Below are 19625 nucleotides of genomic sequence, written 5' to 3'. Positions count from 1 at the left end.
AATTTTGATTGTAGATTCGCATTGCCATTTAGACCGTCTTGATTTTGATAAACTTGATTTAAACCTTGACCAAGTGCTTGATAAAGCACGTGCTAAAAAGGTTGAGCATTTTTTATGTGTAAGTGTAACACTTGATCAGTTCCCGAGTATGCTTGATAAAATTCAGCATTACGACGATGTATCAGCTTCTTGTGGCGTACATCCACTTGATCAAAAAGACGCACTTAACAAGCAGCAGTTAATTGACCTAGCATCGCACAACAAAGTAGTCGCTATTGGCGAAACAGGCCTTGATTATTATTATTCAAAAGATACACATGCAGTACAGCAAGCCAGTTTTGTTGGGCATATTGAAGTAGCTAACGAATTACAAAAGCCGTTAATTATTCATACTCGCGATGCACGTGTCGACACCATAAACTTAATGCGTGAACATAAAGCGGAAAATTGCGGTGGCGTATTGCATTGTTTTACTGAAGACTGGGATATGGCCAAAAAAGCGATAGACATGGGCTTTTATATTTCGATTTCCGGCATTGTTACCTTTAAAAATGCTTTAGAACTAAAAGAAGTCGTAAAAAAAATCCCACTCGATCGCTTATTAATAGAAACCGACTCGCCTTATTTAGCACCGGTACCGTATCGTGGGCAAACAAATCAGCCAGCATACGTAGAAGACGTTGCTTATTACATTAGCGAACTTAAAGGCATTAGCTTTAATGAACTGGCTAAAGCGACTACCGAGAACTTTTATTCTTTATTTAAATTAGCAGCTAAAGGCTAAATGCATGATTACTAACACGGCAAACCTTCCTATTTTACTAATGGGGCCAATGGTGCGCCGTGCAGAGCAAACTGGAGTCTGTATTCAGTTTGCTACCAGCAAGTCTGCAAACTGCCAAATAAACTTATTAAATGTTGAGTGTTATAGTGATCAACACACTGTTTCTTTAGGGGAACATTTGTATCTGCATTTCGTCATTATAAAGCCAATAGACAACAAACTCCCTCTAGATAGCTTATTAAACTATGAGCTTGTAATTGACGATACAGTAATCGATTTATCGCCTTGGTGCTATAGCGGTCAAACAACGCCTGCATTTGTAATTCCTAATAAATTAAATGATATTTTGCATGGCTCGTGCCGTAATGCACATCATCCAGCAAAAGATAGCTTAGTGTCTGCAAGTCACTGGCAAAATAATCAGCGCGGTAATAATAATCAAGGCGCACAATTGCTATTACTGAGCGGTGACCAGGTTTACGCCGATGACGTAGCAGGCCCCATGTTATTAGCTATTCATCAGTTAGTTAAGCAACTCGGTATTTATAAAGAGCAACCACTTGCCATTGAGTTACCGGACGATATAAAAGAGCAACTTTATAATCGTCATTTGTATTTACCAAAAACGCCTTGGCAAAAACGTTCAAAATTAGGTATAGGTTACTGGCTAAAAAAAGACGAACCTCACTTTTCAAGTGTAAAAGCCTACAATCACCTTATCCATTTTGAAGAATACATAGCGCTTTATTTATTAAATTTTAGTGCTGCTGCTTGGCAATGCGTTGATATACAAAATACAACGTATTCAGGTCAAAACAAGCAAAACAAAACTATTTTTGACGCTGAAAAAACAGCACTGATTGATTATGCAAAAGGCTTAAGTGAAGTAGAGCGGTTGTTTGCCAATGTATCGACATTAATGATGTTTGACGATCACGATGTAACCGATGATTGGAACCTCACCGCTGGGTGGGAGCAAGCTATAAATGAAAATCCAAGTAGTAAACGAATCATTAATAACGGCTTAATTAGTTATTGGCTTTTCCAAGGAATGGGGAACGACGCACTAAATAAAACAGGCGAGTTACTAACACCTTTTAAGCAAAGCCGTACTGCTAATAATTTATGGCAGTTTAAAGCATTTGATAAACCACTAAACGATTTTAGTTTTTGGCATTACGAGTTAACTACAACCCCAAAAGTAGTGGTGCTAGATACACGTACGCACCGTTGGCGAAATGAGCAAAATTTTAACGAGCCTTCAGGTCTACTTGATTGGGAACGCCTAACAGAGCTTGAAGAAAGCCTATTAAGCCACGATCAGGTTATTATTGTATCACCAGCCCCCGTATTTGGTGTTAAATCAATAGAAGCTATTCAAGCCATGTTTAATATTTGCGGGCAACCGCTTATGGTTGATGTAGAGAACTGGATGGCACACGAAGGATCGGCTAAAAAACTACTCGATACGTTTAGGCGAACTGATACACCAAACGAAACGCTTATTTTATCGGGAGACGTGCACTATTCATTTTGTTTTTCAGTGCAAAAACGTTTTGGTAATCACCCAAACCGAATTTGGCAACTTACCGCCAGTGGTATTAAAAACGAATTTCCACGTAAATTAATAAACGTACTCGATGAACTAGATTCAATTTTATATGGACCAAAAAGCCCACTTAACTTTTTTACTAAACGTTGGCATATGGAAGTAGATAAACACCAAACTAAGGGCGAAGGGCAAAAGTATTTAGTAAGTGACTCTGCGATTAGTTTAATAACACTCGAACAAGGCAATTTAGCGCGCTATCAATTGATTCATGGCTCTGGGGAATTAACCGAATTTGATTTAGTTGAAAATTAAAAAATGCCCAGAGTAATTAGGAAAACTCTGGGCTTTAGAATGACTCTCTGTTGAGTCTTGCGTTAACTAAAAAAACTTTCTAGATTCTTAGGGAGAAGAAGAAAGTACTTAAAAGTGTAGTTAAGTAATGATAAAAGGCATAACTAAATTTTGCATTTAGTTATATTTAATAACAAATGCTTAGATTTTTTATGCGCAGTTTAAAATGGTTATCCATTTTTTATACCCAGCTTATTAACTGCGTATTTTGCACGAGATCTCGCGGCAGTGAGTTTTTAATCTTATTTTTTTGCCATTTTCCCAGCCCAATAGGGCACCCACACAGAGTTAATACCACCTCACCTATTGTCTGAGTTGCTTCAGTTAAGCGTATATCTTTACCTTGAAAACAATCATTTGCTTGCTCGTTATTTAAAGCAAATACATTAGTTTTACACTCATTGCCAAATACGGTTGCAAACTCGTGCGTTAGCCTTACGCCATTTTTATGAATAATGCCAATTTGAATACCTAAGCGTGCGTACTTAATTTTATTTTGCAGGGCTTCAAACCCTTGTGGAAATAACCACAGCTCTTTGTCGCGCTGCATTAAGTTGCCAGGAAGATTAGTTAATTCAAAGTGCTTTTTAAGCGACTGCATAAACGCGGCACTTTGCTTTTTATCAAACTCGTTAAACGGAAACGCGCCTTTTTTAACAGTTTGATTTGGGTTATCGCAACTTGCGTGCTTTTTAAATTTAGCAATAAAAAAGCCTTCGCTATCGAAGGTTTGTGGCCATACATGTAAATAGCCCTCATTAGTTGTGGCTTCGCTTGCACCTTCAAATAAATCACTTAGGGATTGTGGCTCTATATAGTCGCCAAATTCACTGAGTAAATAATCGCATACTTGCTGGTTTTCGAGCGGAGTAAGTGTACAGGTTGAATACACTAACGTGCCACCTGGCTTTAATGCGTAAAATGCGCTTTTAATTAAGTCTTTTTGTACTTGGGCTATTTGTATGTTTGATTCTATTGACCAATTTTTTAGTGCGTCGGCGTCTTTACGCACAGTACCTTCGCCAGAGCATGGCGCGTCTAGCAATATGCTATCAAAGCATTCAAACATGTAGTTGCCAAATATAACGCCATCAAAGTGCGAGAGCGCACAGTTACCAACCCCCATGCGTTTTAAGGTGGCGCTAAGTACCTTTAAACGAGATGACGAAAGCTCATTTGCAACAAGCACGCCTTGGTTATCCATAAGTGCTGCAAGTTGTGATGTTTTAGAACCCGGTGCTGATGCCATATCAAGCACGGTGTTATTTTGCGAATTAGCGAGTTTAATACTTTGTTTTAAGGCAATAGGCGGCAGCATTGAACTTGCTTCTTGTACATACATAGCACCGCTTAAATGCAAGTCGGTATTACCTAGGGCCAGGTTTTGTTCTTCATCGCTTGGACGCTCTAACCAAAAGCCTTCACTGCACCATGGGATTGGGGTTAGCAGCCAATTTTTTTCAGTGGCACGTTTTACAAATTCTTCAATGCTAATTTTTAATGTATTAACGCGGATAGATTTTCTGAGCGGCCTGCGACACGCATTTAAAAAGTCATCTAAGTTTAGATGCGCTGGTAAATAGGTTTTTACGTCATCAATAAAGTGCTCAGGAATAAAAGTGTTGGCGTTCACGCGTTAGCTCATACTATAAAAATAAAGCGCGATAATAGCATTTATATTAGGTATTTTCAGCGCTAAAAAACGTAACATCAGTTTGACTGTAGTGTCGACACTTTGTTGTTTCTCTCTATCTTAAAAGTGATTTTATACGACTTTAAATTAATAGTGTCGACAATGGGTGTGTTTTTTAGTCGTTTTGATAGGTTTAAGGGTTGACATGATTTTTTAATAAGCCCATAGTAATCACATTAATTGTCGACAATCTAAAAAATAACTTATGACACACACATTTTTAAACGAAGCGCCTATAACTACCGCATCAGATCAAGTATTTGTAGATATGCGCCGTGAGATTGTTGAAGGCAGCATAGTTCAAGGCAGTAAAATATCAGAACCTGAACTTGCAAAGCGTTATGGTGTAAGCCGTGCAACGCTTAGAGAAGCGTTAAATCGCTTAGAAAGTTGCTACCTTGTTGAACGTAAAGCTAACGTAGGTTGCCGAGTAGTTGCCCTTACCGCTGAGCGTTTGATTGAAGTTTATCAAGTTCGCAGCTCGCTTGAAGGTTTAGCATGCAGGCTTGCTGCCGACAATATGGAACCCGAAGAAGTAAAAGGCTTAAAGCAATTACTTAATCAGCACCTACAAACACAGCGTGTTAAAGAGGGCGAATCTTACTATCAAGAAGCCGGCGATTTAGACTTTCATTACCGTATTATTCAAGGCAGTAAAAACGCGCATTTAATTCATTTACTGTGTAATGAGCTCTATCAATTAATACGCATGTACCGTGTGCAAATGGGCATGGTGGGGCCGCGTGTATCAAAAGCGTTTGATGAGCATTTAGCGATTATTAACGCCATTGAAAACCACGATGGCGAGCTGGCCGAAATGCTCATGAAGCGCCATATCAGTGCGTCGCAAGCAAATATTCAAACCAAATTCGACTTATTAGCTAAGTAAAAAGCATAAGCTGCTAAAAGCTAAAAGCTAAAAGCTAAAAGCTAAAAGTTAAAAGTTAAAAGTTAAGTAGAGCAGTTAAACAGTCATAATTACAGATTAAAACTATAAGTTACTCCACGTAGCAACCGTTCAAAGTGAGGAGAAAGTAATGTCAGCAGGGTTAAAATTTAAACACGCTATTGCCAATAACCGCCCGTTACAAGTGGTAGGTACTATTAACGCCTACACCGCGATGATGGCAGAAAAAATGGGTCACCAAGCTATTTATCTTTCAGGTGCCGGTGTTGCAAACGCCTCGTTTGGTATGCCAGATTTGGGTATGACAAGTCTTGATAACGTGCTTGAAGATATTCGCCGTATTACGGGTGCTAGCGACTTGCCGCTACTTGTTGATGCCGATACCGGTTGGGGTGGGGCGTTTAACATTGCACGCACAGTAAAAGAAATGACTAAAGCCGGTGCGGCGGGTTTTCATATTGAAGACCAAGTAGCGCAAAAGCGTTGCGGGCATCGCCCAAATAAAGAAATTGTAAGCCAAGGTGAGATGGTTGACCGTATTAAAGCGGCGGTTGATGCAAAAACCGACAGCGATTTTTACATTATGGCCCGTACCGATGCGTTTCAAAAAGAAGGTTTAAATGCCGCTATTGACCGTGCAGCTGCCTGTGTTGAAGCCGGTGCTGACGCTATTTTTGCAGAAGCCGTACACGACCTTGCTGATTACCAAGCATTTGCAAAAGCGATCAACGTTCCAATTTTGGCAAACATTACTGAGTTTGGCCAAACACCTATTTACACAAAAGAGCAGTTAAGCGATGTAGGTGTTGAAATGGTGCTTTACCCACTAAGTGCATTTAGAGCCATGAACAAAGCAGCATTAAACGTGTATTCAGCAATTTTAAATGAAGGCTCGCAACAAAGCCAAATTGAAAATATGCAAACGCGCTCTGAACTTTACGACTTTTTAGATTACCACACGTACGAGAACACACTCGACACACTTTTTTCATCAAAATCTGACAAATAATAATTATTAAAAAATAAAATCACACACAAATTTAAGATAGGAGAAGAACATGGTAGATAAAGCATTAGGCGGCGCGGGTTTACGCGGACAAGTGGCTGGTCAAACAGCATTGTGTACTGTTGGACAAAGTGGTTCTGGTTTAACGTATTGTGGTTACGATATTAGCGAACTTGCCGAAAAAGCGCAGTTTGAAGAAGTGTCTTTTTTACTTTCACGCGGTGAGTTACCTACAACTAGCGAATTGGCAGAATATAAAGCAAAACTAAAAAGTTTACGCGGCTTACCAGATGCACTTAAAACCGTGCTTGAAAATATTCCTAAAGACGCGCACCCAATGGATGTAATGCGCACGGGTTGCTCAATGTTGGGTAACCTTGAAATGGAAAACGATTTTAGCCAAGCTAATGATGCAATCGACCGTATGGTTGCTGTGTTCCCAAGTATTATTTGTTACTGGTACCGCTTTACACACGATGGCGTACGCATTGAAACACAAACAGATGACGACTCTGTTGGCGCACACTTTTTAACACTGTTACACGACAAAGCACCCAGCGAGTTATTTGCGCAAGTGATGAACGTATCACTAATTTTATACGCAGAGCATGAATTTAACGCCTCTACCTTTACGGGACGTGTATGTGCTTCAACTTTATCTGATATTCATTCTTGTGTAACTGGCGCGATTGGTACGCTGCGTGGTCCACTTCATGGTGGTGCTAACGAAGCGGCTATGGATATGATTCAAGGCTTTACAAGTGCTGAGCATGCTGAACAAGAAGTCATGGGCATGCTTGAACGTAAAGACAAAATAATGGGCTTTGGTCATGCTATTTATCGCGAATCTGATCCACGTAATATAATTATTAAAAAATGGTCTGAAAAACTAGCAGCAGAGGTAGGCGATACCGTGCTTTACCCTGTGTCAGTTCGTTGTGAAGAGATTATGTGGCGCGAGAAGAAGCTGTTTTGTAATGCTGATTTTTTCCATGCGTCTGCTTATCATTTTATGGATATTCCAACTAAATTATTTACGCCAATATTTGTAATGAGCCGTGTTACTGGTTGGACTGCGCATGTAAAAGAGCAACGCGCTAACAACCGTATTATCCGCCCAAGTGCCGATTACACAGGCCCTGATGCTCGTAGTTACACACCAATAGAGTCACGTTAAAAAATGGGTGAGCACGCATGTGCTCACTTTTTATTGCACATAGCCACTAGCGAGCAGTTTTTCTCAAACTTTTCATTAAACACGCTAGCTGTGAGCAAACACCGTCACCAATTAGCGAATTTATTATGACCATAATTAATAATACCCAATACCGTAAACCTCTACCGGGCTCAAATGTCGACTATTACGATACGCAAGAAGCCGTAGATGCAATTAAGCCAGGTGCATACGCTACGCTACCTTATTCATCACGTGTATTTGCCGAAAACCTAGTACGCCGATGCGACCCTGCCATGTTAACCGATGCACTTAATCAGCTAATTGAGCGAAAGCAAGATTTAGATTTTCCGTGGTATCCGGCGCGTGTGGTCTGCCACGATATTTTAGGCCAAACAGCACTTGTTGATTTAGCTGGGCTTCGTGATGCAATTGCAGCCAAAGGCGGCGATCCGGCAAAAGTGAATCCTGTGGTACCCACGCAGTTAATAGTGGATCATTCGTTAGCGGTAGAGCATGCCGGTTTTGATCCTGACGCATTTGAAAAAAACCGCGCCATTGAAGACAGACGAAATGATGACCGTTTTCACTTTATAAACTGGACAAAAACTGCGTTTAAAAATATTGACGTTATTCCACCGGGTAACGGCATTATGCATCAAATTAATCTTGAAAAAATGTCGCCGGTTATTCAAAACCGAGATGGCATTGCATTTCCAGATACACTAGTAGGTACCGACAGCCACACGCCACATGTTGATGCGCTGGGTGTTATTGCTGTGGGTGTAGGCGGGCTTGAAGCTGAAAGCGTTATGCTTGGCCGTGCTTCTTATATTCGTTTGCCTGATATTGTCGGTGTTGAATTAACAGGCAAGCGCCAACCCGGTATTACCGCAACCGATATTGTGTTGGCCATTACTGAATTTTTACGTGAGCAACGTGTTGTTTCTACTTATTTAGAGTTTTACGGTGAAGGTGCCGACGCGCTTACACTTGGCGACAGAGCAACCATTTCGAACATGACGCCTGAATTTGGTGCAACTGCAGCCATGTTTTATATCGATGATAAAACAATAGATTACTTGCGTTTAACAGGTCGCGAAGAAGAACAAATTGCCCTTGTAGAAAACTACGCAAAAACAGCAGGCCTTTGGAGCGATAGCTTAAAAACCGCAAAATACGAGCGCGTACTTAAGTTTGATTTATCAAGCGTGGGGCGCAATATTGCGGGTCCATCTAATCCGCACCGCCGTGTATCGACAAGCGATTTAGCTAAAGAAGGTATTTCGGGTGTTGTTGAAAATGAAGAAGGCTTAATGCCAGACGGCGCATGTATTATTGCGGCTATTACTAGTTGTACCAATACTAGTAATCCACGCAATGTAATTGCCGCTGCACTCCTTGCCCGTAACGCAAATGCTAAGGGTTTAATGCGCAAACCTTGGGTTAAAACCTCATTAGCACCAGGCTCAAAAGCAGTGCAATCATACCTTGAAGATGCAAACCTACTAACAGAGCTTGAGCAACTTGGCTTTGGCATTGTTGGTTTTGCGTGTACTACCTGTAATGGTATGAGCGGGGCGCTTGACCCTGTTATTCAAAAAGAAGTAATCGATCGCGATTTATACACTACAGCGGTGCTTTCTGGCAATCGTAACTTTGATGGACGCATTCATCCTTATGCTAAGCAAGCATTTTTAGCGTCACCTCCTTTAGTTGTTGCGTACGCTATTGCGGGTACTATTCGCTTTGATATTGAAAAGGGGATACTAGGGCAAGATCAACAAGGCAACGATATTACGCTTAAAGATTTATGGCCATCTGACGAAGAGATTGATGCAGTAATTAAGCAAAGCGTTAAGCCAGAGCAATTTAGAAAAGTATACGAGCCGATGTTTAATTTAACCGTAGATTACGGTGAAGATAACGATCCACTTTACGACTGGCGCCCAGAAAGTACGTACATTCGTCGCCCTCCTTATTGGGAAGGTGCACTTGCGGGTGAGCGCACAATGACCGGTATGCGTGCGCTTGCAGTTCTTGGCGATAACATTACAACGGATCATTTATCGCCATCAAACGCAATTATGGCAAGCAGCGCTGCTGGCGAATACCTGACCAAAATGAACGTCCCAGAGGAAGACTACAACTCGTACGCAACGCACCGGGGCGATCATTTAACAGCGCAGCGTGCAACATTTGCAAACCCTAAACTACTTAATGAAATGGTACTGGACGAAAACGGCGAAGTTAAGCAAGGCTCTTACGCACGCTTAGAACCACAAGGCACTAATACTCGTATGTGGGAAGCAATCGAAGCTTACATGGAGCGTAAACAACCGCTTATTATTGTAGCCGGTGCCGATTACGGGCAAGGTTCGTCGCGCGATTGGGCAGCAAAAGGCGTAAGACTTGCAGGCGTTGAAGTAATAGCAGCTGAAGGTTTTGAGCGTATTCACCGTACTAACCTAATTGGTATGGGTGTTTTACCGCTTGAGTTTAAAGCGGGCAGAACGCGTAAAACGCTAAAGCTGGATGGCAGTGAGACGTACGATGTAGCAGGCGATTTAAAGCCAGGTGCTACTGTTAATTTAATTATTACCCGTAAAGATAGTGAAGTACTCACTGTGCCTATGAAGTGCCGTATCGACACCCAAGAAGAGCTTTCTATTTACGCAGCTGGTGGTGTATTACAGCGCTTTGCTCAAGACTTTTTAGAAGCAACACAATCTGCATAAGGGCAAGCATTATGTTTAAACCGCAAATTAAAGTGCCTGCAACCTATATGCGTGGCGGCACCAGTAAAGGTGTATTTTTTAATTTAACTGATTTGCCAAAGCCTGCTCAAGTAGCAGGCGAGGCGCGCGATAATTTATTACTGCGTGTTATTGGCAGCCCCGATCCGTATGCTAAGCAAACGGATGGCATGGGCGGTGCTACATCAAGTACCAGTAAAACCGTCATTTTAAGTAAAAGTGAGCAAGCCGAACACGATGTTGATTACTTGTTTGGTCAAGTGGCTATAGATAAACCTTTTGTAGATTGGAGTGGTAACTGTGGCAACTTAACGTCAGCAGTCGGTGCTTTTGCCATTAGTAATGGTTTAGTCGATAGAAGCAGAGTACCTAATAACGGTGTTGCTATCGTGCGTGTGTGGCAGGCTAATATTAAAAAAAGCATATTAGTGCATGTCCCTATGACAAATGGCGAAGTGCAAGAAATCGGTGACTTTGAACTCGATGGTGTTACTTTTGCTGCAGCTGAAGTAAAACTTGAATTTATGGACCCCGCTGATGGCGATGGCGCGTTATTTCCAACAGGTAACGTAGTTGATGACTTAAAAGTACCGGGTGTTGGTACTTTAAAAGCAACCATGATAAATGCAGGTATTCCTACTGTATTTATTAACGCCACTGATATTGGTTATATCGGCACAGAGCTGCAAGACGATATAAATAACGATGTTGCAGCGCTTGAAAAGCTTGAAACCATTCGTGCTTATGGCGCTGTTAAAATGCGCTTAATCACTAACATTAGTGAAGCGCAAGCTCGCCAACACACACCAAAGGTTGCGTTTGTTGCAGCGCCTTTAGATTACAAAGCGTCTAGCGGAAAGCTTATTGAAGCTGCAAATATCAACTTATTAGTGCGCGCTATGTCGATGGGTAAACTGCACCATGCCATGATGGGCACAGCTGCTGTTGCTATTGGCACAGCTGCAGCAATTGAAGGCACACTCGTTAATATAGCCGCTGGTGGCGGCGCATTAAGTGAGGTTAACTTTGGTCATCCGTCGGGCACGCTAAAAGTAGGGGCTGAGGCTAAAAACAGTGCAGGTAATTGGCTTGTCACTAAAGCAAGTATGAGCCGCAGTGCACGGGTATTAATGGAAGGGGTTGTAAGGGTTCCTTATTAAAATAAAGTCCCTCTTGTGATTATACAGTGGGGTTTTCTATCGAGTAATTATTTCAATATCTGGGTCTATTTATCTTCGAGGTTGAATTTGCAGTTGTATGTTTGGTTTTTAGGCAAGGCAACGCCTATGGTGTTATTTACTATAAATAGGCGATAACGCAGCATAGATATCAAACATACATTGCCCTTGGATTCGTCTTGGGGACTGTTTGTTCGGTTATTACTTAATCTGAACTCTGGTTAAGAGATTTACTAACATATTGAATCATGCTGATATTAAACTTATTTTCTCTAGCCAGCTATTTTCAACGCAGTTAGCGAGCCCACTAGATTACAAACCTCGCATCGGGATTAAATTGCCTTAGGTAATAAAAAGAAAAACCAAATATATGACTCAATGCTTAGCGATAGAAAAAATTTGAATGTTGTCATAGTCATATTTTTTAGTTAATTTTCATTCCAGTTCAGTAAAAAAACCGCTTTTTTCTTCGATTCATCGCATTTACTTGAAGAATAATATTAACAAACTAAATTAAATGTAATATTCAATTCACAAAATGGATATACTATATTTTAGCGTCCTGAGTTTTTATGATTTTTAATTAGATTACTGAGGGTCATAAAGAAATAGTATGTAGATAAAATCAAAATACATTTAATAAAATGTATAAATATGTAGCAAAAATATATGGCTTAATGGTATTTTTAGAATTCTAGTAACAAAGGTTAGTATTGCGTGTTCGTTTATTATTTTTGTAAACTTATAAACTTGAACAATGCAAATTGTGACTAAACTAATTTCTGATACTCATTTCAAGCTATCAAGGAGAAATAAATGTCGAAGCGTATGATCAAATTTACACCAATTGCAGCATCAGTTGCACTTACATTGGGTTTAACAGCTTGTGGTTCTGATAACGATAGGAATGTATACGTACCTCCTGTTGAATCTTTTAGCTCATCAGATGATGCTCAATTTAATGTTGAAGTAACTGGTAAAGCTGTTAAAGGCGCAATGATGAACGCGGTAGTAAGCGTTTCTACATTAGATGCAACTGGTCAAAGTGTACCTGTTGCATTTAGATTAGAAGCCTCTTCTGAAGCTGAATCTTTCTCTGGAGAAGGTTTATCGCAAGATGCCGCAGATGCTGATTTAGAAGCAAACAAAATTGCAGGTAACCCTGATGATGTTCTAACAAATGAAAGCGGACGCTACAGCATTTTCTTAGAAGATAACTTTACTGGACCAGTTTACATCACAGTTAAAACGTCAGCAGAAGGCGATGAGAGCTTTTTAAGATGTGATGCTTACTTAGGTTGTGGTTCTTACGCAACGGCCCCAGAAGTTGATGATGTAAATGATGGCGATACTGCAATTGAATTTGGTGAATGGTACAAAACTGATCTAGAACTTTCAGTAATCAAATTTGTCCCAGCAATTACAGCTGATACGTCTGGTGCAAGTGGAGCTCAAGGCGACCCAGGTGTATCTCGTTCTTTAAGAGCTAATGCTACATTTTTAACGACTATCGGTTCTCAGTTACTTCTTGAATCTCAAATTGAAGTTCATCCTACTTTTATTGCTGAAGTAAATATGAGTAGCTTGTTTCAATTGATGGGACCTGATAACACATTTCTAATACCAGAGTTACTTGCTGACCCTTCAAATGGTGGTGCAGTTGATTTAAGTGATGTAGATGGTGAAGAAGAGTTAAGTGAAGGTATTTTAGCAATTTCTCAAATAGCGTCATCTATTCAAGGTTTAGATTCTATCAGTGATGTGCTAAGTAAATTAAAAACGGGCATTAAAGATGGTAAGTTAAACGGTAGTGATGATACTGAAATTGCAGCGTTAGCCGCTAAACTTCAACAAGCAGTAACAAACACATCTAACATCTTTTTAGCCGTAGCTACTGGTGATGATGCTGCTATTGAAGCTGCAATTTTAAATGCATTCAATGTTGTTAATCCAAATGCAACAGATGCTGAAAAAGATGCATTTATTTTACAAGCAGCCGGCATTGCTGCTAAAGCAAAAGCCGCAAAAAATAAAGCAATTAAAAATGGCGCAGCAACTGACGCTAGTTTAGCGCTTATTGCTAAAAAAGTTAAAAAAGCATTAGAAAAGTTAGGTTGTACAGATAACTGTGAAGCTGATGACAATTTTTATGCTCAATTAGCTGTTTCTGTTACAGCAGAAGTTACAGCATCAGAAGCTGAACTTGTTACTTTACAAGCTTTAGTAGTGACAGCTGAGACTAACTTAGCAGATGCTCAATCTCTAGGTGGCGATACGGTTACTGATGCAGCAAGTGCTGTCGCATTTGTAAGTGCAGTAGCTACACTTGTTAATGAAGCTGAAACTGCCGATTTAGCAAATAAAGTAAATAAATTATTTATTAAGTCTCAAGGTCTTGTTTCAGCAGCAACATTACTTGTTGACCAAAATAATACATACCAACAAATTCTTGATAATGCGGAAGATTTACTATCTGATGCAAATACAGAAGTTGACAAAGTAAGTGCGTTTGACGCAGCGCTTGCTGAATTAGTTATTGCTGCTGATGCGGCTGTTACAGAGTTTGATGTAGAAGTAACGGCGGCAAAAGCTATTGCTATTGATGCAGCAGATGTTGCAGATGCAAAGCAAACCCTATCAATGACAGCAGAAGCTGCTTCTACTTCAGCGCTTGCTGATGCACAAAACGCGACGATCGATACCGCTGTTAATGCAGCGGCTGCTCTAGAGCTTGCAACAGCAGCCGTCTCTGCCGCATCTGAATTTGCTGCATCTGTAGATGCATTGGAAATTGCTATAGCGCAAGCTAAAGCAGCTGCACAAGCATATTTAGATGTTGCTGTAACAGATGAAGATAAAGACGCAGCACAAGCATTAGTTGATGATGCTGATGCAATGGTTAAAGTTGCTACAGATAAAGCTGAATTAGCATCAGAGCAGTTTACAGCTGCGTTAGCGCTTCAAGTTGCTGCAGAAGAAGCGCTTCCTAAACTAACTGTACTAGCTTCTGTTAAAGCTACGTCAGAGTCATTAGCGACTATGACAGTGCTAACGAGTACTGGTGGTGATGCTATTATTGATGCTGCTGAAATTGTAGCTGATGTAATCGATGAAGTTTCTGGTATGGGTGATTCTGCATCGGGTACATCTACACGTTTCCCTAACTGGGCTTACAATTACAGCTTAGATGACCTTACACTTATGCTTAGCAATGCTACTACAGGTGAAATGATTAACGCAGCGGCTTCTTATGAAGGTGATAAGCTAGTTGTTGCTTGGGGTGCTACGCTGGTAGGTGAAAATGATGCATCTATTAAGCTTGTAACTGCTGATACGCAAGTAGCAGCATTGACAGATTGTGTTGAATTTGCAGCAGGTACAATTGATGCTACTCAAATCGATTCATGTTTAGTATTTACTTTTGATGGCGCAGTGAGTGCTGATAATGTAGATGATGCAGAAATCATAATGACTGAAACGACTAACCATATTGAAATCATGGATGGCGATTCTGGCTTTAACGGCGTGTTAAGCATTACAGCTGATGAAGAAACAGATTCAAGTTCTATTTCATTAGAAGGTGTATCTGGTGATGTAGACTTTAAAGTAATGACTACATACCTTGACAGCGACATGGAAGAAGCTAGTGCTTTAGATATTACAGTAAATAATGCAATGGGTTACACGTTGTCTATTACTGGTAATGAAAGTGCAGGTTACACTGGTGACGTTATGGCTATGTACAATGAGATGATGATCTCTTTTGGTACTGCAGCTAAAACAACAAACGGCCTTTCAATTACTTACATTGATGGTGACGTGGTTGATTACACTGATGTTGATTTAATTGATTCATCTAAGTAATATTTAAACTATAAAAGGGGAAAGCAGCGCTTTTCCCTTTTTTTATAGAAAGCGATTAAATTATGAAAAAAAAAATTCTCTTGTTAGGATTTTCAACAGCTCTTATTTCTCCACTTGTTTCCGCAGATAACCAATTTCAAATATTTACCCATTTTGACGCAGAAATTTACACCGAAGCACAGCCAGTACAAGCTTTTGTCGATGATTTCGATGCACCACTAAAATCGGGTGACAGTGCATTTACTTACAATATATTTGAAGTCGGTGTGGGTTTCGGGAATTTTAAGGTTGGTTTACAAAGTCGCTATGATTACGTGCTTAATTTTGATCCAGATACGGCCAAATACACTCACACTGAAAAAAATGATTTAGAGTTTGAGGATCGTTTTTATACATATAATTTAGATGCTAAACAAGCAACGTCTAACGGTGTATTTGTATCTTACGATTTTAATTTTTTAGATAAAAATACATTAACAATTACACCTAAATTATCCGTTTTTGCGAGTACGCATTTTCAAGATGCTACTGTAAATGGCGAAATTTATAGCGATGAAGTTGAAGGTGCTGTAACTGTTGATTACAATTTTTCAAAAGATATTTTATTTAAAAAATTCACACCAGACCAGAAGCCTGAAGGGCTTGGCTATAGCCTAGATATTTTTGCTGATTGGCAAGTGAATGATGAATTACAACTTGGTTTTAGTGTAAAAGATTTACTCTATAAAACAGATTACGACGATAGTGGCTTTGTTAAAGGCCAAACTACAGAAGTTCCATTTAGTGAAAATGACAACGGCGACATTACTACCCAGCCAACAGTATCATTAAAAACGTCGGCATTTGGAAATACCGAATCGCATGATTTTGAGATGGAGATGCGACTACAAGCATTTGCTGATTATAGAATAAATGAGCGTTTTTCAACCCAACTAACTTTAAAACGTTACGATAAAGACACGTTTAGTCAATTGAAAGGCCGCATTCATTTTTGGGATCATTGGAAAATACAAGCAGGCTACGAAACAAAAAGTGAAGCGTTTTTGGTTGGTATAGAAAGTAAATATTTTGGTCTTAATTTACAAACAGATAGCTTAGATTTAGATAAAGCCTATTATGCGAATGTGAATTGGTACGTGAACATTAAGTTTTAAGGAATGAAGATGTTAAAACAAATTATACCTTTAGGGGTCGCTATTGCATTGGTAGGTTGTGGTTCTTCATCAGACAGTGACAGTTCAGAATCTGTTGCAGTGAGTGAAGTTTCAACATCTTCTTCTGTAAATTTTTATGTATCTAATTGGCAATCACCACAGGGAACGCTTAATGTTTTAGATAGCGATGGGGTGGTGAAAGAATCAATTGAAGTCGAAAACATCAATACTGCGAGTATAACTGTAACTCCACTTACTTTTAATAGCTTTGAGTTTATACCTAGTGATACAACGCTACCTTGCCCACGCTTTACAGGTTGCGGCAGAACAGTTCGTGGTGATGCAAATGACTTAAACGCGAACCGTTTAATCGACTATCAAGAATTAACAGCCGTTACTCTTAATTACAAAGCAGCTGCTTTTAGTGCTCCTGGTGTAAATACGGTTTATTTATCGCCATTGAGTAAAGCAATTACTGACGAAGGTTTTGGTGCTACACAGGCTAGTTTATCAGCCACGCCTTTTTATCATTTAACGCACAGTAATTTAAATGCAAGTGTTGAAGCAGAAATGGTTACTAACGCATTTACTTACGCGGCAATTTTAGCTGGTGTTGCTGATAGTACGTTTAGCGTTGTAAGTGCTTTTAATGCATTTACTAACTTGGAGACTGACCAGCAAGCGTGGCAAGATTACAGCGATTTAGCAGTGCAGTATGTTACAGATAACTTATTTAGCGACCAAGGTAATGCTTTGCTGAAAAATGTCGCTGGTCAAGTTAAGCAAACCATTGCGAGCGTAACTACATTCACAAATTGGCAGGCTCGTTCAGCAGAAATACAAAGCTTAGATTCAAGAGAGTTACTTGTTGATACGCGAAATATAATAGGTGTTGCAAGACTTCAAGAAAAAGCTTACTCAGATGAATTAGACGCAAAATTTACTGAGCTTGAAGGTGCATTTGATGAAGACACACAAAGAACTCTTAGTGCGCTTACTAATGCTTTAAATGAAGTTATTACAAACTATTCTCCACTTGCAGAAGGCTCTACGCCAGCAGGACAATATAAGCTTCGTGATTTGGATATCATTTATAGCCAATCACCTTATACATGGGCTATTACTGGCACATATGATGATTTACCTATAGCAATTGATTTATCAATCCCAACATTTAGGGTAAGTGGTGTACTGGGAGATAAAATTGAAGGTGTAATGAGTGCAACTGTCACAAATGGCGCTACGGTATTAAGTGTTGATGTGAGTGAGCTGGTGATTCAATTTGATGGTATAGATGCTCAAAGTGAATTAAACCCAGAAGCTGATACAGGTATAGCGCAGATCACGACCAATGTAATTATCAATAAAGCAGCGGGTAAACTAGAAGGTGACTTATCATTAAACTTAAATCGTTTTGTTAATTCACTAGGTGAGGAGTCAACTACGTTATCTACCTTTGATTTTAATGGTAATTACGTAAGCGGCATTCAAAACACTGCATTTCATATCACAGCAGTAGAGGCTTCGCCTTTTATTGGCGAAGACAATGATGATTTAGCCTTTACTTTTGAGTTAGATTTTCCATTGAGTGGTGCAAGCGATTTTAAATTTGCATACGTAGGTGATGTTGAAAATTTATCTGAACTTACTTCTACAGATATATTTGTTAGTGTAAAAAATAGGGCGTTGGATTTACGTATTCGTGATGTTAGTGGCAATATTAACCTCATTGCGAAAGGCGAAAATGGCCGTTGGTTAGATGTAAAACAAAAGGGCCGTAATTACAGTGGAGGTTTATATTTTGGTGATACTAAAATAGCTGACGTTACTGCCGTTCGTGGCATCCCCGGGGTTTTATTTTCAAATGGCGATTTTGAATCGTTGTTCTAATTAATTGACTTAAATATTAGACATAAAAACCCAATATTAGTTGGTTTTTTATGTCTAATAGTAAGCATTTATAGCAACTCAATACTTACTGTTGCGCCTTTTTCGATATTGCCGCTTTGTGCTGGCACTACAATTAAGCAGTTAGCTTTACTAAGCGACGAAAGCACACCCGAGCCCTGTTTATTAAACGGGGCAACCACCAAGTCACCTTGCTCGTTAGTTGTTGCAGTACCGCGCTGAAAGTCAGCTCTGCCAGGGCGCTTTTTAATAACGGATGTAGTAACCGCGTTAAAGCGCATTTTAGGGTTTACTTCACCAAGCCCCGACAGCTTTTGCAGTGCAGGCTCTACTAATTGATTAAACGTAACAGCAGCCGACACAGGGTTACCTGGCAAGCCAAAAAAGTAACTGTTAGCTAGTTTACCAAAGGCAAAAGGTTTACCTGGTTTCATGGCTATTTTCCAAAAGTGAATATTGCCAATTTCGTTGAGCACTTCTTTTGTAAAGTCGGCTTCACCAACGGATACACCGCCTGAGCTTATTACGGCATCGGCGAGTTCGTTCGCTTTTAAAAATGCATTAGTGATGAGTTCTTTGTCATCAGGGATAATTCCTAAATCAATCACATCGATATTTTTTTGTTGTAGCGCACTAATAATAACAGCGCGGTTGCTTTCAAAAATAGCGCCTTGTTTAAGCGGCTGACCAGGTTCAATTAGCTCATCGCCTGTAGAAAGCACGGCTATTTTTAAGGTTCTTACCACGTCTATATTGGCAATTCCTAAAGATGCAAGTAACCCCACATCAACGGCTTTTAATTTATCGCCTGCTTTTAAAATAACATCGTCGATTGCTATATCTTCGCCAGCAAAACGCACGTTTTCATTTAGCTCAGGTTGCGCAGTAAACGTAATTTTATCGCCATCAACCGAGGCGTTTTCTTGCATTACAACGCCGTTAGCGCCAGGTGCAATGGCGGCGCCGGTCATTATTCTTACGCATTGACCAGGGGTAAGTGTTCCTTCAAAAATTTGACCTGCAAACACACTACCTACTTGTGTGTAGGTTAAGCTTTTATCTGAAATACACAGCGCATAGCCATCCATTGCAGAGTTGTTATGAGCAGGTACGTTTATAGTTGACTTAACATCGCTTGCTAAAACGCGATCAACACTTTGCATTATAGAAATGGTTTCAACGTCTTTAACAGGCGTTATTGTGCCAAGTATATTTTGTATTGCAGTTTCAATTGGTAATAAACCGGGTGCATTGCAAACATCGTTCATATATATTGCTTACTTAAATCATTTTATTTT

The 19625-nt window shown here is 39.8% G+C and carries 12 protein-coding genes; 10 read left to right on the top strand and 2 right to left on the bottom strand.

The window, feature by feature from the left end:
• Window positions 1–4: 4 nt before the first annotated feature.
• Both AOR04_RS10575 and AOR04_RS10570 read left to right on the top strand, forming a co-directional pair.
• Window positions 5–784 (top strand): TatD family hydrolase, encoded by a 780-nt coding sequence (locus tag AOR04_RS10575; protein ID WP_096793324.1) that lies wholly within the window; start codon window positions 5–7, stop codon window positions 782–784.
• A 4-nt stretch (window positions 785–788) separates the two neighbouring features.
• Complete coding sequence (locus AOR04_RS10570) at window positions 789–2648, top strand: alkaline phosphatase D family protein (protein WP_096793323.1); 1860 nt, start codon at window positions 789–791, stop codon at window positions 2646–2648.
• Between the two features lie 220 nt (window positions 2649–2868).
• Here AOR04_RS10570 and rsmF read toward each other — a convergent pair whose 3' ends face one another.
• Entirely contained in the window at window positions 2869–4320 is a 1452-nt protein-coding gene (rsmF, locus tag AOR04_RS10565; protein WP_096793322.1) for a 16S rRNA (cytosine(1407)-C(5))-methyltransferase RsmF, read from the bottom strand.
• A 265-nt stretch (window positions 4321–4585) separates the two neighbouring features.
• Here rsmF and AOR04_RS10560 point away from each other — a divergent pair, with 265 nt between their 5' ends.
• The 8 genes from AOR04_RS10560 (at window position 4586) to AOR04_RS10525 (ending at window position 18309) form a co-directional block, all read left to right on the top strand.
• A complete protein-coding gene (locus tag AOR04_RS10560) occupies window positions 4586–5269 on the top strand; it encodes a GntR family transcriptional regulator (RefSeq protein WP_096793321.1) in 684 nt (227 codons plus the stop codon).
• Window positions 5270–5417: 148 nt separating this feature from the next.
• Window positions 5418–6296, top strand: a complete 879-nt coding sequence (prpB, locus tag AOR04_RS10555; RefSeq protein WP_002962361.1) for a methylisocitrate lyase — start codon at window positions 5418–5420, stop codon at window positions 6294–6296.
• Between the two features lie 49 nt (window positions 6297–6345).
• The gene (gene prpC, locus AOR04_RS10550) at window positions 6346–7470 is read left to right on the top strand and encodes a bifunctional 2-methylcitrate synthase/citrate synthase (protein ID WP_096793320.1); all 1125 of its coding nucleotides are present in this window, start codon (window positions 6346–6348) and stop codon (window positions 7468–7470) included.
• Between the two features lie 125 nt (window positions 7471–7595).
• Window positions 7596–10205: a Fe/S-dependent 2-methylisocitrate dehydratase AcnD gene (acnD, locus tag AOR04_RS10545; RefSeq protein ID WP_096793319.1), complete on the top strand. Its 2610-nt coding sequence runs from the start codon at window positions 7596–7598 to the stop codon at window positions 10203–10205.
• Between the two features lie 11 nt (window positions 10206–10216).
• Complete coding sequence (gene prpF, locus AOR04_RS10540) at window positions 10217–11383, top strand: 2-methylaconitate cis-trans isomerase PrpF (RefSeq protein ID WP_096793318.1); 1167 nt, start codon at window positions 10217–10219, stop codon at window positions 11381–11383.
• A gap of 834 nt (window positions 11384–12217) precedes the next feature.
• A complete protein-coding gene (locus AOR04_RS10535; RefSeq protein ID WP_096793317.1) occupies window positions 12218–15265 on the top strand; it encodes a hypothetical protein in 3048 nt (1015 codons plus the stop codon).
• Between the two features lie 62 nt (window positions 15266–15327).
• A complete protein-coding gene (locus tag AOR04_RS10530) occupies window positions 15328–16419 on the top strand; it encodes a hypothetical protein (protein WP_096793316.1) in 1092 nt (363 codons plus the stop codon).
• A gap of 9 nt (window positions 16420–16428) precedes the next feature.
• The gene (locus tag AOR04_RS10525; RefSeq protein WP_096793315.1) at window positions 16429–18309 is read left to right on the top strand and encodes a hypothetical protein; all 1881 of its coding nucleotides are present in this window, start codon (window positions 16429–16431) and stop codon (window positions 18307–18309) included.
• 68 nt (window positions 18310–18377) lie between these two features.
• Here the strand turns inward: AOR04_RS10525 and moeA are convergent, their stop codons facing one another.
• Window positions 18378–19595 carry a molybdopterin molybdotransferase MoeA gene (moeA, locus tag AOR04_RS10520; protein WP_096793314.1) on the bottom strand — a complete coding sequence of 406 codons (1218 nt, stop codon included), beginning with the start codon at window positions 19593–19595 and terminating at the stop codon, window positions 18378–18380.
• Window positions 19596–19625 lie beyond the last annotated feature (30 nt).

Source organism: Pseudoalteromonas sp. 1_2015MBL_MicDiv, assembly GCF_002407505.1.
Classification (GTDB): domain Bacteria; phylum Pseudomonadota; class Gammaproteobacteria; order Enterobacterales; family Alteromonadaceae; genus Pseudoalteromonas; species Pseudoalteromonas fuliginea.
The sequence above is the reverse complement of the archived record's forward strand: the minus strand, read 5'-3'. Positions and strand labels throughout refer to the sequence as shown.